Below are 13,493 nucleotides of genomic sequence, written 5' to 3' on the forward strand. Positions count from 1 at the left end.
ACGGCTTCCTTTCATTCGGCCAGGTGCACGGAGAACAAGACGGACGCGTCAGGGAGATCATCCCGCTGGAAGTCCTCCGGGTCGATCTCGACAAGTTCACCGTCACAGTCGAGTTCGATGATCTCCGCAGGGTCTGCGTTCACGTCGAAGTCGCACCGCGGCTCGACAACTGCGACCGCTCGCGCGCTGGCATTCATCGACTCCGTGCCTGGGATGATCGAGTTCCCGACGGCGAAATTGGTCTCGATCTCTACGTCATAGCCCGGGTATCCGTTGACTTCGGTGGGGCCGAAACCCGTGACACTGGAGTCGTTCTCGGCAGCCAGTTGTTCGGCGGCCGCCTGCGCTCCGGTACCTTCCAGCAGATCGCCGGTCAGCCAGTCCAGCCAGTCCCCGTCCTCACCCAAAGCCGTACCCAGGTCGTCCAGCAACTCGCCCCGGGCGTCCTGAGCGGCAGCCAACGCTGCGGCATCAGCGGCAGACTGAGCGCCGTTGCGGGCCGCGGCAGCTTGAGCGAATGCGAAGAAGGCGAACGCGACGAAGAGCAGAATCCCTGTCATCCAGATGTAGATGGGCAGGGTCTGCCCTTGGTCGGCGTTCCGGAAGGTCGGGTACCTCAGCCTCCGAGGACGTCTGTCACGGCCGACAGAATCCGATCGGAGATCAACCCGTCGAGGCCCAAGCCATCGATCAGCGTGAAGATGCCCGCGATGATGATCAGCAGGCCCGCGTACTCCACGAAGCCGGCGCCCGCGTCGCGGGCGCGGCCGCGGAAGCGGGCGATGGTCCTGTGGCGCCATACCGTCAGACGAATCCTCATCGCGCGTCCTTCCGTTCCATCGCTGTACACAGCCGATTACGGAAAGGTACGCGATGCGGGCCGTTCTCCTCGTGGGCCCGTGGGCCCAACTCCGGTGGGGGCGCGGGGTCATCGGGACCACCCCTCGCGGAGGGGGGAGTGGGCGGTGCCGAGCCAGCGGGCGATCGCTTCGCTGCGGCTCGCGCTCTGCAACTTCGCGAAGATGCGGTTGATGTGGTTCTTGACGGTCTTCTCACTGATGAAACAGGTGGCGGCGATCTGCCGGTTGTTCATGCCGGACGCGATGAGATCCATGACCTCCACCTCTCTGGAGCTGAGACCGAACACACCTTGCTCGCGGCCGCCGTCGTGCCCACCGGGGGCGTAGCGGCCGCGGACCCGCCATGACTGTCCCACAAGTCGTTGCATCTGCGAAGGGACTTCGTTCGATCCGGACGATCCGGTGGGTGAATCCGAGACAGCCGGTCCCGATGGGGGGGCCGGAGAGAGCCACACGTCCCGCGCGGAAGCGGTGCAGGTGCCCTGACCATCCTTCATCCTCCGGACCGCGAAGACCAGTTCATCGGTGGTGAACTCGCCGTGCACCAGATATCCGCGTGCCCCGAGCCTGCGGGCCTCCCGTACCGTCCCCGGCTCCGCGCCGTACGTCAGCATCAGCACCGGGGCCAGACACGCGAGGGCGGGCAGGGCCGCGAGGCCGTCGGTGCCGGGCATCCGGACGTCGAGGAGGACGAGGTCGGGCCGGTGGTGGCGGACGGCGGCCAGGGCCTCGTCGCCGTTGGCGGCCTCGGCGACGACCGAGAGGCCGGGGCGGGCGCCGAGCAGGGCGGCGAGTCCGGCCCGGACGACCGGGTTGTCGTCGGTCACGACCACCCGGACAAGTGACGGTTCGAAGGGCTCAGCGGGCATGGTCGGCCTCCGGGAGGAGGAAGGGGACGGGGGTCGGTTCCGGTGACGCTGGGGACGGTACGGGTAGCGGCGGGAGGGTCAGGAGGATCGTCGTACCGGTGCTGCTGCCCGCTGGACCGGGTACCAGGCCTATGTGGAGGTCGGCGCCCAGGGCCGCCGCGCGTTCCGTCATCCCGAGGAGCCCGAAGTGGCCCTGTGCCCGCAGCACGGCGAGCCGCGCCGGTTCCGGGGGCACCGGGCCCCAGGGCAGTCCCCGGCCGTCGTCGGTGACGGTCACGGTCGGGCCGTGGCCGCCGCGCGGGCCGCTCACCGTCACGGTGACGCGGGAGGCGCCGGCGTGCCGGTGCGCGTTCTCCAGTGCCTCCGCCACGATCGTGACCGTCTCGCGGGCCGTGGCCCGGGGCACGGCCGGCGGGGACGCCTCCGGCTGGGGCTCCAGGACGGTGAACCGGGTGTCCGTACCGCTGCGGGCGCGGAAGGCGGCGACCAGGGACCGGAGTTCGGTCGGCAGGTCCACCATGGGGGGATCGTCGGGGGTGCGCGGTTCGGTGCCGCGCAGATCGCTCAGCAGGGTGCGGGACTCGGCCGCGGCGGCTCGGGCCGCGTGGGCGACCTGTTCGGCGCGGGTGCGCAGGGTGGCCGGGTCGACCCGGTCGGCGCAGAGCGCGAGGCCCTCGGCGGAGAGGGCGAGACCGTGCAGGGTCTTGGTGACCGAGTCGTGCATCTCGCGTGCCAGCCGAGCGCGTTCGGACTCGACCGCGTCCCGCACCGCGAGGTCCGCGTTGGCCTCGGCGAGGGCCTGGGTCGCCGCACCGAAGCGGAACATCAGGTTCCGTAAGGTCACGCCGATGATCCCGGCGGCGACGCAGAAGCCCGCCAGCAGCACCGTGCTCGGCCCCGTCCCCGGCCGGTGCTCCCAGGCCCGGTACGCCATGAGCAGGGCGACGATCTGGAGCCCCGTGAAGACCCCCGCGCCCCGCCACCCGTACAGCAGGCCGGACAGCAGCGGGGTGAGGGCGGCCACGTACCCCAGTGGGGAGGCCGGGGACGCGGTGAGGAGCAGGACGGAGCCGAGCAGGAGGTCGACGCCCAGCAGGCTGGGGTGGGCGAGGACGCGTGGGCCGAAGCGTTCCCAGTCGCGCAGCATCGCGTAGGAGCCCATGAATCCGGCGACGGCCGCGGTGAGGACGACGTAGCGGGGCGGGCCGTCGGGTGCACCGGTCATGGCGAAGGGCACCCCGATCGCGATGACCGCCAGCCGCACCCCGAAGACCTGGCGGCACAGGGCCTGGAGGGCACTGAGCTGGATGCGGAGGCTGGGCGCGGGCGCGTCGTCCTCAAGGGCGGACGGCCAGGGCCCGGGGCGGGTCGCGAGCGGTGAGCCCGGCCGGCGGGTGTACGGGGCGCTGGACGAGCGCCCGGTGAGCCGTGACGCGAGACGGGCGGTGACCCGCCCGCCGAGCCGACCGGGCAGCCGGTGGGTGGTCGGCGCGGTGCCGTACGCCGTGCGGGGGCCGGAGGCGGACGCGGACACGGCGCGGGTACCGGCGGTACCGGCGCGTCCACCGCCCGTCAGGACGGCCGCCAGCCGGCCGGCCGTCCCCATGAACCGGCCGACGGCACCCGTGAACCACCCGCCCCGGCGCCTGGACCGGTCGGCCCTCCCCCGTGCCCCCTGTGGCCCCTGTGGCCCCGTGCCGTCCTCGAAGGCCGCTTCCCCGGGTTCCATCAGCGCCCCAGGACGGAGCCGAAGTCGGTGCCGGAGCCCAGGAACATACCGGTGGCGATGAGGATCATCGTGGCGGGCAGCATGAAGACCAGGGTGACGACGGTCGCCTTGGGGATGGTCTTCGCGGCGCGGCGGCGGGCGTTCTGGGCGTCGGTGCGGCGCATGTCACCGGCGATCTGGATCAGGGTCTCGGCGATCGGGGAGCCGAGTTCCTCGCCCTGCTGGAGCGCGGAGACGAACTGGGCGACCTGCTCGGACTCGTTGCGGCGGCGCAGTTCGTCGAACGCCTGGCGGCGGCTGACGCCCATGTCCATCTGGCGCAGGGTGATCCGCAGTTCGTCGGCCCAGGGGCCCTCGTAGCGTTCGGCGACCCGGTCGAGTGCCTGGCGGAAGCCGAGTCCGGCGGAGACGACGACGGCGAGGACGTCCAGGAAGTCGGGCAGGGTGCGGTCGATGACGGCGCGGCGTTCGCGGACCGCCTGCCAGATCAGGACGTCGGCGGCGAACAGGCCGAAGGCGAGGGTGAGGGCGGCGAACAGGGTCTGGCCGTTGTTGAGGAAGACCAGTCCGAGGACGACCCCGAAGACGCCGTACACGGCGCGGCGGGCCGCGTAGCGGTCGATGGTGAGACCGCCGGGGTTGCCCGCCATGTCGATACGGCGGCGTTTGGCGTCCACGCGCCTGCGGCCCATCAGCCGCAGGACCGTCGGCGCGAACCGCATGCCGAGGCGGTCGACGGCGGACTCCGCGGTGGAGACCCGGGTGGCGCCGACCTCCAGGGCGAGGGCGAGGTCACCGGGGAGCTTGGCCTCCGAGCGGTACATCCGCACGCCGAACAGCACGCCGAACACCGCGGCGCCCATGAGCAGGGCGAGGAGCAGGGCAGTCATCGGGTGTCCACCTCACACTTCGATCTTGCCGAGGCGGCGGATCACGAAGAACCCGACCCCGTAGAGCCCGAGGGCGAGCAGCATCAGGAACTGGCCGACCGGGGAGCCGGTCACCCGGGCCAGGGCGCCCTCGTTGGAGGAGTTCACGAGGAGGAGGGAGCCGAGGCCGAGCAGGGGCACGGTGAACGCGGTGGCGTTGACCTCGGACAGCATGGTCCGCACCTCGCGGCGGGTCTCCTTGCGGTCCTCCAGGGTGTGGGTGAGGTTGCGCAGCGAGCCGACGACGGTTCCGCCCGCCTTGTTGGACAGGACGAGGGTGGTGACGAGGACGACGAGTTCGCGGGACGGGAGGCGTTCGGCGAGTTCGCCGAGCGCGTCGTCCACGGACCGGCCGAGGGTGAGCTGGTCGGCGACCAGGGACAGTTCCTCGCCGGCGGGTGCCTCCAGTTCCTCGGCGGCCATGGCGAGGGAGGTGCGCAGCGCGAGGCCCGCGGCGGTGGCGTTGGCGAGCAGCCGGGCCACGTCGGGGAGCTGGTTGATGAACGCCTCGATGCGCTTCTGTCGCTGCCAGTTGAGGAAGATCAGGGCGCTCCACACCCCGACGGCGGCGGCGACCGGTCCGAAGAACGGGGCGAGCGCCGACGCGGCGATCAGCCAGAGGGCGACGACGACGGCGACGGCGTAGGTGAAGAACTCCCCGGCGGTGAGGTCGAGTCCGGTGGCGGAGATCCGCAGGTTGATGGCGCGGCCGAGCCGGGTGCGGCGGATGCGGCGGTCGATCGCGGCGAAGCGGCGGGCCCGGGTGGTGGGGCCGTGCAGCGGGCCGCCGGAGAGCCGGTCGACGAGGGCCCGGCGCTGGGCCCGGCCGGAGGCCCAGAAGTGCAGTCCGCCGACGGCGAGGGCGCAGCACAGCAGGGTGGCGCCGAGGGCGAGGAGGGCGGTGTCGCTCATGCCGCCCTCCGGGTGCGCGCGGGGGCACGGGTGGGCCCGTGCGGTCGGGGGGTCATCCGAGGGCCTGCCTTGGGTGGGGTGCGCCGGTGTCTTCGGTGACGCCGAAGGCGGGCGGGATCGGTTCCCCGGCGACGTACAGCCGCTCGGCGACCGGCCGGGGCAGCGGCAGGTGCTCGAAGTGGCCGTGGACGAGGCGGTCGGCGCCGGGGAGGCGTGGGACGAAGCGGGAGACGGTGGCGATCCGGAAGTCGTCGCGGCCGTGCGAGACGAGCAGGGCGACCTCGGCGATCCGGCGGGAGCCGTCGGCGTGCCGGGCGAGCTGGACGACGACGTCGACCGCCGAGTTGATCTGGTCCTTGAGCGCTTCGAAGGGGATCTGGACCTCGGACATGGAGCCGAGGGTCTGGAGCCGCATCAGGGCGTCCTCGGCGGTGTTGGCGTGGACGGTGGCGAGCGAGCCGTCGTGGCCGGTGGACATGGCCTGGAGCATGTCGAGGGTCTCGCCGCCGCGGACCTCGCCGACGATGATGCGGTCGGGGCGCATCCGGAGGCTGTTGCGGACCAGGTCGCGGATGGTGATGCGGCCCTTGCCCTCGACGTTCGGGGGGCGGGACTCCAGCCGGATGACGTGTTCCTGCTGGAGCTGGAGTTCGGCGGAGTCCTCGATGGTGATGATGCGTTCGCGGTCCGGGATGAGTCCAGACAGGGCGTTGAGGAGGGTCGTCTTCCCGGAGCCGGTGCCGCCGCTGACGATGAGGTTGAAGCGGGCGCGGACGAACGCGGACAGCAGCATCAGCATGTGCTCGTCCAGGGAGCCCATGCCGATGAGTTCGGGGAGGGTGTAGGCGCGGGGGAAGCGGCGGATGGTGAGGGTGGGGCCGGTGAGGGAGAGCGGGGGGATGATGACGTTGACGCGTTCCCCGGTGGGCAGCCGGGCGTCGACCATCGGGTTGGACTCGTCCACGCGGCGGTTGACGGTGGAGACGATGCGTTCGATGGTCTGCATCAGCTGTTCGTCCGAGGCGAACCGCAGCGGGAGCTGTTCGACGCGGCCCGCGCGTTCCACGAAGACGGCGTCGGGCCCGTTGACCATGATCTCGGTGATCGAGGGGTCCGCGAGCAGCGGCTCCAGCACCCCGAGTCCGAGCGCCTCGTCGACCACACGCCGGATGAGCTGGGTGCGTTCGACGGTGGAGAGGACGGGCCCCTCACGGCTGATGAGATGGCCGAGGACGCGTTCGAGCCGGACGCGGCGGTCGGCGGCGGCGAGGGAGGACATCTCGGCCAGGTCGATCTCTTCGAGGAGCTTGGCGCGGTAGACGGCGACGAGGTGTTCGTCCTCGCGTCCGGCACCGGCGTCCTCGGGGGCGGCGGCCAGCCGTGATCTCAGGCTCATGTCCTCTTCCTCCTTCCAGGGGTACTTCCGGGGGTGCTTCCAGGGGTGCGGGTACGGCGGGTCACTCGTCGGTGGGCATGGTGACCTCCCGGCGGACCTCCATGCCGGAGCCGAGGAACGGGACGAGGAGGGGAACGTTCACGGTGACGGTCGCGCGGGACAGTTCGGGCCCCTCGGAGGTGGTCACCGTCGCGTCGAGTCCGCTGTCCATCGCGGCGAGCCCGGCGGCCTCCCCGGGGCCGCCCTGGGCGGTGACCCGGGCCGCGGCACGGGCCGCGGAGCCCGCCTGGCTCGCGGAGTACCCGATGAGCCCGAGCTGGATCGCCGCGAGCCCCACCAGCAGCAGCACCGGCAGGAACCCGGCGAACTCCAGCGTGCTGACCCCCCGGTCGCCCCGACGCCCCCGAATCCCGACGGTACGCCCGCCCGGCCCCGGACCCGCAGACGACCGCCGCCGACCCGAAGGGCCCCGAAAGGGGCGCGGGGAACTGCGCAAAACCACCAACGACCGGCCACCCGAGAACCCGGCCCGAGCCGCACCAGCGCGACCCGCACCCGCCCCCCAACGGCACAACAAGCCCCGAAGGGGGCGCGGGGAACTGCGCAAAACCACCGGCGACCGGTCACCCGACAACCGGCGCCCAGCCGCACCAGCGCCACCCGCACCCGCCCCGCGACCCCCGGACGGACGCCGACGCGAGCTCCCCGCCAGGGGTCCGCGGAACCGGGCGACCCCAGGAACCCTGGGAACTCCGGGATCCCTGGGAACCCCAGGGATCTGGCGGGACCGGACGGACCGGGAACCCCCCGGCCTCCTCACGACGCACCCCCGTCGTCACCCTCGACCGCCGCCCCGGCACTCGCGTCGACGCTCCACCCCGTGGTGACCCCCGGGAAGAACACGGGCACCTCCGCGCTCACACTGGCCCGCCACACGAGCCCGTCCCGGGCGCACGACACGGCGGCCCCGTCCCACGCGGCGGGCAGATGCCGCCGCGCGGCGGCCTCGCACGCGGCGCCGCCGCCGTCCCCGAAGGCGGCGGCGGCCGTCGCGGCCCGCGCGCCCTCGTCCGCCGCGTTCCCGGCCAGCGAGAAGGTGTACCCGTACAGCGCGCACTGCCACAGCACCGCGACCACCGCGAGCAGCAGCGGGAACATCCCGGCGAATTCGAGGGTGACCGCGCCCCGGTCGTCCCCGGCGCGGCGCCGCAGCGCGAGGGCGCCCCGGTCGCCGCCGGTACGGCGTTTGCGGGCCGCCGGGTCGGTGGGCGCGGCGACGAGGCCGAGTTCCGCGCCGAGGGCCCAGATGGCCTGCTTGACGGTGGACTTGTGGTCGAGGTCCTGGACCCGGCCCGCGTCCACGACGGCGTGGAGTTCCTTGAAGTGGGCGGGCACGCTGGTGCGGGCGACCCGGGTGCCGGTGACGCGTTCCACGAGGGACGCCTGGATCTCCGTACCGCGGGCGTGCCGGTTGAGGACGGTGACGGTCTCCTCGGCCTTGCGGATCTGGAGCCGGTCCCAGAGCCGGACCATGCGTTTGGCGGCGCGGACGGCGATGACGTCGGGGGTGACGAGGAGCAGGGCATGGTCGGAGAGTTCGACGGCGGCGGCGCCGGCGGCGCTCATCTGGGTGCCGCAGTCGACGACGACGATCTCGTAGCGGGAGCGCAGCGCGCCGATGACCTGGCGGGCGAGGCGGTCGGTGACCTCCTCGCCGCGTTCGCCCTCGGCGGGGGCGAGCAGGAGGCCGACGCCGCTCTCGTGGGTGAAGACGGCTTCCTGGAGGACGCGGGCGTTGATGTCGCCGACGGCGGCGAGGTCCGCGATGGAGCGGCGGAACTGGACGTCGAGGTAGGAGGCGACGTCCCCGGACTGGAGGTCGAGGTCGACGAGGGCGACGGTGCGGCCCCCGGCGCGGGCGGCGAGGGCGAGCTGGACGGCGGTGAGGGTGGTGCCGACGCCGCCCTTGGCGCCGGTGACGGTGACGAGGGTGCCGCCGGGTCCGGCGGCGGTCAGGGTGTCGCCGCCGCTGCCGAGGTGGCGGCGCATCCCGGTGGCCCAGGTCGCGGCGGCGTGGACGCGTTCGGCGAGGGCCTCGTAGCCGAGCGGGAGTCCGACGATGCCGCGTACGCCGGAGTCCATGGCGGCGGTGAGGACATCGGTGGAGGTGTCGGCGGAGATGAGCAGGACGCCGACGGAGGGGAACCGCTGGACGATCTCGCGGATCAGCTCGGGCACCGGGGCGGGCCCGATGCGTTCATGGACGAGGACGACCTCGGGGAGTTCGTCCAGGGACTCGGCGGCGAGCCGGGCCAGGGTGTCCAGCAGGGTGGTGGTGTCGGCGACGGGCAGCGCGGGGTCGGCGTCGGGGAGCTGACCGAGCAGGGTCGACAGTGCGCGGGCGGATTCGAGATCCCCCACGGCGGGCAGCACACGGACGCTCATCGCGACGCTCCTACCGGTCCTCGTCGAGGGTGTACTTGCGGTCGCCGGGCGGTACGTCCGCCGCGCCGCCGGGGGCGACGAGGGCGAGCCGGACATGGGTGGCGAAGGACTCGGCGTAGGCGACGCGCTGGGCGTCGGCGGTGCCGAGGGCGAAGGTGATGGGGACGGCCTCGTCGGAGCGGCGGCTGCGGTCGCGGCGGTCCGGTTCGAGGGCGGTGAGCTTGCCGACGTCGATCACCTCGGCGCCCGCGACGATGACGCGGGACTCGGACTTGGTCTTGCCGTCCTCGCCCTCGAAGGTGGCGTAGATGTTGACGGAGGCGCCGGGGTGGATCTTCCCGGCCACCCCGGTGGCCGCGTCGATCATGATGGCGATCTCCTGCTGGCCGGGGTTGAGTTCGGGGCGTTCGACGATCATGTCGGACTGGAGCAGTGAGCCGCGCTCCAGCCGGGTGACGGCGATCTTGCCGCGGATGGCGGCGAGGTCGGTGACGGCGTTCCCGGAGAGCCAGCGCTCGGGCATGCTGATCTTCTCGAACTGCCCGGTGGACAGGGCCTTGTAGGGGTCGATGTCCTGTTTGAGGCGGTAGGCGGTGACCTCGGGTCCGACCTTGGAGTTCACGTCGCGGATCACCGACAGGACCCCGGCGAAGGCGCCGACGGCGCACAGTACCGAGAGGACCAGCAGGATGACGCCACGGCGCTGGCGTGAGTTCATGGCCGGACTACCTCGATCGTGAACGTGGGCGTATGGGCGGGGCGGTGGCGCTGTGGGCGGCCGGGGCGCGGGGCCGGGACGGGCCGGGCGCCCCGGGGGGCCGCCTGGGCGGGGGCCGGGGGCCGGGTGGTCACCGGCCGGCGCGCGGGCAGGGCCCGCCGGGGGTCCGCCGGGTCCAGCGCGGGGGCCGCGCGGACGGGGGCGGCCAGGGCGGCGGCCGGTTCGGGTGGCGGGGCCAGCGGGGCGGAGCAGAACCCGCAGCGGTCGCCGATGAGTTCGAGTCCGCACCAGTGGCACTCCTCGCGCCGGACGGACGAGACGAGCTGGTAGAGCACGGAGATGTCGGGGATCGCGGCGGCGAACTCGACGACCTTGCCGGTGGCCCACCAGCGCGCCGACTCGTCGGGCAGCCGGGTCTCGGTGACGCCCTGGACCCGCCAGGCGGGGGCGAGGGTGGTGGTCACCCAGTCGGGGGTGAACTGCTGTCCGGCGGCGGTGAACAGCCGGGTGCCGAAGGCGGGTCCGGTGAGCGCCGGGGTGTCCGGGGCGGCGGCGTTCCGGTCGCCGAGCCGGACGAGTTCGGGCTGGGGGGTGGCGAGGACGGCGAACTGGGAGCCGGGGACCCAGGACCTGGCGTGGGCCTTGAGGTCGACGGGCACCCGGTCGAGGCGGGCCACGGAGCCGAGCAGGGCGCCGGCGTAGATGTAGTGGGCGAGCAGCCGGGCGGCGGAGGCGAGCACCCCGGGGCTGAAGTCGCACATGGACAGCTGGCGGAGCTGGAGGGCGAGGACGGCGAGGCCGAGCGGCGGCAGATCGGGCCGGAGCAGGGCGACGCGGTCCGTCTCCAGCACCGAACGCACGGTGTGCAGGCGCCGGATGACGGCGGGCGGGGCGGAGGCGGGGCAGAGCACGATGACGTATCCGTGGTGCTCGATGAGGGTGTGCATCTCGGCCAGGCACTGGTCGAGGGTGTACGCCCCGGGGGGCCCGGCACGTCCGGCGGCGGCCTGGCGGGCTGCTTTCCCGGTCGCGCGGTCGCGGCCCGCGCGCCCGCGCGCGGCGGCCCGGACGGCGGCTTGGAGCACGGCCGCCGAGGGCGTGTGCCGGTCCAGTGCGGGCAGCACCAGATCAGGGCTGGTGACGGCTATCGCGGTCGGCACCCGCACACCCCCGCTTCTCCCCGGCGGCCTGGTCGTACGGCCGCCCCGGCCACCGGGTGGCCGTTTCCTGAATCTGTCTGCATCTGCACCATATCCACGCTGTGGCCCGCTCAACACCCGATCTCCGCAGTTGACCTCACCGTTTGTGGGTCCGGAAGCCACGCACGGTGAAACGGATGCCCTCGTTCCGGCCGCCGGGCGTCCGCGGCTTTCCCTAAGAGAGCCCTAAGAGTGCCTGAAGTCGGACCGAAGGATTCCCCGATTGCCGTGCTCAGCAGGGGTATTGAGTCATTCTGGCGTGGCGCCGGGTGCTGTCAGAGGTCTTGACAACCCAATTGGTCTGGACCAACTTGGATGGTGACGGGGGGCACCGTACCGAATGCGCCAATTCTCCGGACGTCCCCCACGACGCCCGGCCCCCGTCGTGCTCAGCCCCGCCGAACGCTCCGCCGAAAGCTCCGCCGACAGCCCAGCCGCAAGCCCCGCCGAGCCCAGCAGACAGCCCCGCTCCCCCCACAGCCGCAGCACCCCGGACTCCACCCGGGTACGACCACAGGCACCGCCCGGCACCTCCCCGTCAGGTTCCCAGCCCGACCCCCGCGTCACGGAGCCGGTCCGAGCGCCGCACCACCCCGGACGGCCTCCCACGCCGCCCGGACAGATCCCGCTTACTCGTTGCTCCATCACCCCCACCGGAGGCAGCAAGTGGACCGCCGATCCGCACGTCCCGCGCCCGCGGGCAGCGTCAGACGATCCTTCCGTGGCACCAGCAGGACCTGGGCCGGCGCCCTGTCCGCGGTGCTCGCCGCATCAGCCCTGACCGTCACCGGTCTCGCGACCGACGCCGCGGCCGCCGACATCAACAACGCCAAGAACGCCGGTTTCGAGTCGGGCCTGGCCAACTGGACCTGCTCGTCCGCCACCGGCTCCGCGGTGACCACCCCGGTCCGCACCGGTACCGGCGCGCTCAAGGCGGCCCCCGCCGGGCACGACAACGCGCGCTGTTCCCAGGCCGTCGCGGTCAAGCCCAACTCCACCTACACCCTCAGCGCCTGGGTCCAGGGCGGACTCGCCTACCTCGGCGCGACCGGCACCGGCACCACCGACGTGTCGACCTGGACCCCGGACTCGGGGGCCTGGAAGCAGCTCAGCACCCGCTTCACCACAGGCGCCAACACCACCTCCGTCACCGTCTACACCCACGGCTGGTACGGCTCCGCCGCCTACCACGTGGACGATGTCGCGGTCTTCGGCCCGGACGGCGGCGGGGGCGGCCAGGAGGAGACGATCCCGGTGGCCCCGGCGGGCCTCGCGGTCGGCGGCCCCACCAAGAACTCGCTGGACCTGCGCTGGAACCCCGTCACCAACGCGGCGGGCTACAACGTCTACCGCGACGGTACGAAGATCCAGGCCGTCACCGGCACCTCGGCGGTGGTCAACGGGCTCACCGCGGACACCGCGTACTCGTTCCAGGTGACCGCGACCAACTCCGCCGGTGAGTCGCCCAGGTCGGCGTCCGTCAGCGGCCGCACGCTGGCCGGCGGCGGCGGGGGCGGCGGCGACCTCCCCAAGCACGTGGTGACGGGCTACTGGCAGAACTTCAACAACCAGGCCACCGTCCAGACGCTCGCCCAGGTCCAGAACAACTACGACATCATCGCGGTGGCCTTCGCGGACGCCACGACGACCCCGGGCGCCGTCACCTTCAACCTGAACTCGGCCGAGCTCGGCGGTTACACCGACGCCCAGTTCCGCGCCGACATCCGGGCGAAGCAGGCCGCGGGCAAGAAGGTCATCATCTCGGTCGGCGGCGAACTCGGCACGGTCCGGGTCAACGACGCCACCTCGGCGGCGAACTTCGCCAACTCCCTGCACACGCTGATCCAGACGTACGGCTTCGACGGTGTCGACATCGACCTGGAGAACGGTCTCAACGCCACGTACATGACGCAGTCGCTGCGCTCCCTGTCGGCGAAGGTCGGGCCCTCGCTCGTCATCACGATGGCCCCGCAGACGATCGACATGCAGTCGACCACCGCCGAGTACTTCAAGACGGCGCTGAACATCAAGGACATCCTGACCGTCGTCAACACCCAGTACTACAACAGCGGTGCGATGCTCGGCTGCGACGGCAAGGTGTACAGCCAGGGCACGGTGGACTTCCTCACCGCGCTGACCTGCATCCAGGTCGAGAACGGGCTCGACCCGTCCCAGGTGGGCCTCGGTCTGCCGGCCTCGACCCGCGCCGCCGGTGGCGGCTATGTCTCGCCCTCGGTGGTCAACCAGGCCCTCGACTGCCTGACCAAGCTCACCAACTGCGGTTCGTTCAAGCCCGCCCGTGCCTACCCGGCCCTGCGCGGCGCGATGACCTGGTCGACCAACTGGGACGCCACGGCGGGCAACGCCTGGTCGAACGCGGTCGGCCCGCACGTCCACGCCCTGCCGTAGCCGGGCTCCTCGTCGGCGGTCACCGGG

General features: G+C 72.5%; 12 protein-coding genes. 1 reads left to right on the plus strand and 11 read right to left on the minus strand.

The features are described from left to right. Positions 1-11: 11 nt before the first annotated feature. The 11 genes from OG711_RS14085 to OG711_RS14135 form a co-directional block, all read right to left on the minus strand. Positions 12-620, minus strand: coding sequence for a pilus assembly protein TadG-related protein (locus tag OG711_RS14085; RefSeq protein ID WP_329563805.1), 609 nt, complete (start codon positions 618-620; stop codon positions 12-14). Further along, entirely contained in the window at positions 617-820 is a 204-nt protein-coding gene (locus OG711_RS14090; protein ID WP_329559383.1) for a hypothetical protein, read from the minus strand. Before OG711_RS14090 ends, OG711_RS14085 begins: the two co-directional genes overlap by 4 nt. Before the next feature lie 108 nt (positions 821-928). Continuing rightward, positions 929-1,729 (minus strand): response regulator transcription factor, encoded by an 801-nt coding sequence (locus OG711_RS14095; RefSeq protein WP_329559384.1) that lies wholly within the window; start codon positions 1,727-1,729, stop codon positions 929-931. Beyond that, positions 1,719-3,335 carry a sensor histidine kinase gene (locus OG711_RS14100; RefSeq protein WP_329559385.1) on the minus strand — a complete coding sequence of 539 codons (1,617 nt, stop codon included), beginning with the start codon at positions 3,333-3,335 and terminating at the stop codon, positions 1,719-1,721. The genes OG711_RS14095 and OG711_RS14100 overlap by 11 nt, the downstream gene beginning before the upstream one ends. A 122-nt stretch (positions 3,336-3,457) precedes the next feature. Next, positions 3,458-4,348, minus strand: a complete 891-nt coding sequence (locus OG711_RS14105) for a DUF5936 domain-containing protein (RefSeq protein ID WP_073784498.1) — start codon at positions 4,346-4,348, stop codon at positions 3,458-3,460. A gap of 12 nt (positions 4,349-4,360) precedes the next feature. Further along, positions 4,361-5,299 (minus strand): type II secretion system F family protein, encoded by a 939-nt coding sequence (locus OG711_RS14110; protein ID WP_073784496.1) that lies wholly within the window; start codon positions 5,297-5,299, stop codon positions 4,361-4,363. A gap of 52 nt (positions 5,300-5,351) precedes the next feature. Beyond that, the gene (locus OG711_RS14115) at positions 5,352-6,695 is read right to left on the minus strand and encodes a CpaF family protein (RefSeq protein WP_073784494.1); all 1,344 of its coding nucleotides are present in this window, start codon (positions 6,693-6,695) and stop codon (positions 5,352-5,354) included. A gap of 61 nt (positions 6,696-6,756) precedes the next feature. After that, the gene (locus OG711_RS14120; RefSeq protein WP_329563807.1) at positions 6,757-7,104 is read right to left on the minus strand and encodes a TadE/TadG family type IV pilus assembly protein; all 348 of its coding nucleotides are present in this window, start codon (positions 7,102-7,104) and stop codon (positions 6,757-6,759) included. Between the two features lie 407 nt (positions 7,105-7,511). Further along, positions 7,512-9,140 (minus strand): AAA family ATPase, encoded by a 1,629-nt coding sequence (locus OG711_RS14125; protein WP_266508279.1) that lies wholly within the window; start codon positions 9,138-9,140, stop codon positions 7,512-7,514. 10 nt (positions 9,141-9,150) lie between these two features. Beyond that, complete coding sequence (gene cpaB, locus OG711_RS14130) at positions 9,151-9,858, minus strand: Flp pilus assembly protein CpaB (protein WP_073784490.1); 708 nt, start codon at positions 9,856-9,858, stop codon at positions 9,151-9,153. After that, entirely contained in the window at positions 9,855-11,024 is a 1,170-nt protein-coding gene (locus OG711_RS14135; protein ID WP_329559386.1) for a hypothetical protein, read from the minus strand. Before OG711_RS14135 ends, cpaB begins: the two co-directional genes overlap by 4 nt. A 783-nt stretch (positions 11,025-11,807) precedes the next feature. Here OG711_RS14135 and OG711_RS14140 point away from each other — a divergent pair. Then, complete coding sequence (locus OG711_RS14140; protein ID WP_266510413.1) at positions 11,808-13,466, plus strand: chitinase; 1,659 nt, start codon at positions 11,808-11,810, stop codon at positions 13,464-13,466. Positions 13,467-13,493: the final 27 nt, after the last annotated feature.

Origin of the sequence: Streptomyces uncialis, from assembly GCF_036250755.1 — a bacterium.
Classification (GTDB): Bacteria; Actinomycetota; Actinomycetes; order Streptomycetales; family Streptomycetaceae; genus Streptomyces; species Streptomyces uncialis.

What these genes read in the sequence shown, in the direction of transcription:
- cpaB (WP_073784490.1), bottom strand. Translation starts at nt 9,858, where the DNA reads ATGAACTCACGCCAGCGCCGTGGCGTCATCCTGCTGGTCCTCTCGGTA.
- OG711_RS14115 (WP_073784494.1), bottom strand. Translation starts at nt 6,695, where the DNA reads ATGAGCCTGAGATCACGGCTGGCCGCCGCCCCCGAGGACGCCGGTGCC.
- OG711_RS14090 (WP_329559383.1), bottom strand. Translation starts at nt 820, where the DNA reads ATGAGGATTCGTCTGACGGTATGGCGCCACAGGACCATCGCCCGCTTC.
- OG711_RS14125 (WP_266508279.1), bottom strand. Translation starts at nt 9,140, where the DNA reads ATGAGCGTCCGTGTGCTGCCCGCCGTGGGGGATCTCGAATCCGCCCGC.
- OG711_RS14110 (WP_073784496.1), bottom strand. Translation starts at nt 5,299, where the DNA reads ATGAGCGACACCGCCCTCCTCGCCCTCGGCGCCACCCTGCTGTGCTGC.
- OG711_RS14095 (WP_329559384.1), bottom strand. Translation starts at nt 1,729, where the DNA reads ATGCCCGCTGAGCCCTTCGAACCGTCACTTGTCCGGGTGGTCGTGACC.
- OG711_RS14105 (WP_073784498.1), bottom strand. Translation starts at nt 4,348, where the DNA reads ATGACTGCCCTGCTCCTCGCCCTGCTCATGGGCGCCGCGGTGTTCGGC.
- OG711_RS14100 (WP_329559385.1), bottom strand. Translation starts at nt 3,335, where the DNA reads ATGGGGACGGCCGGCCGGCTGGCGGCCGTCCTGACGGGCGGTGGACGC.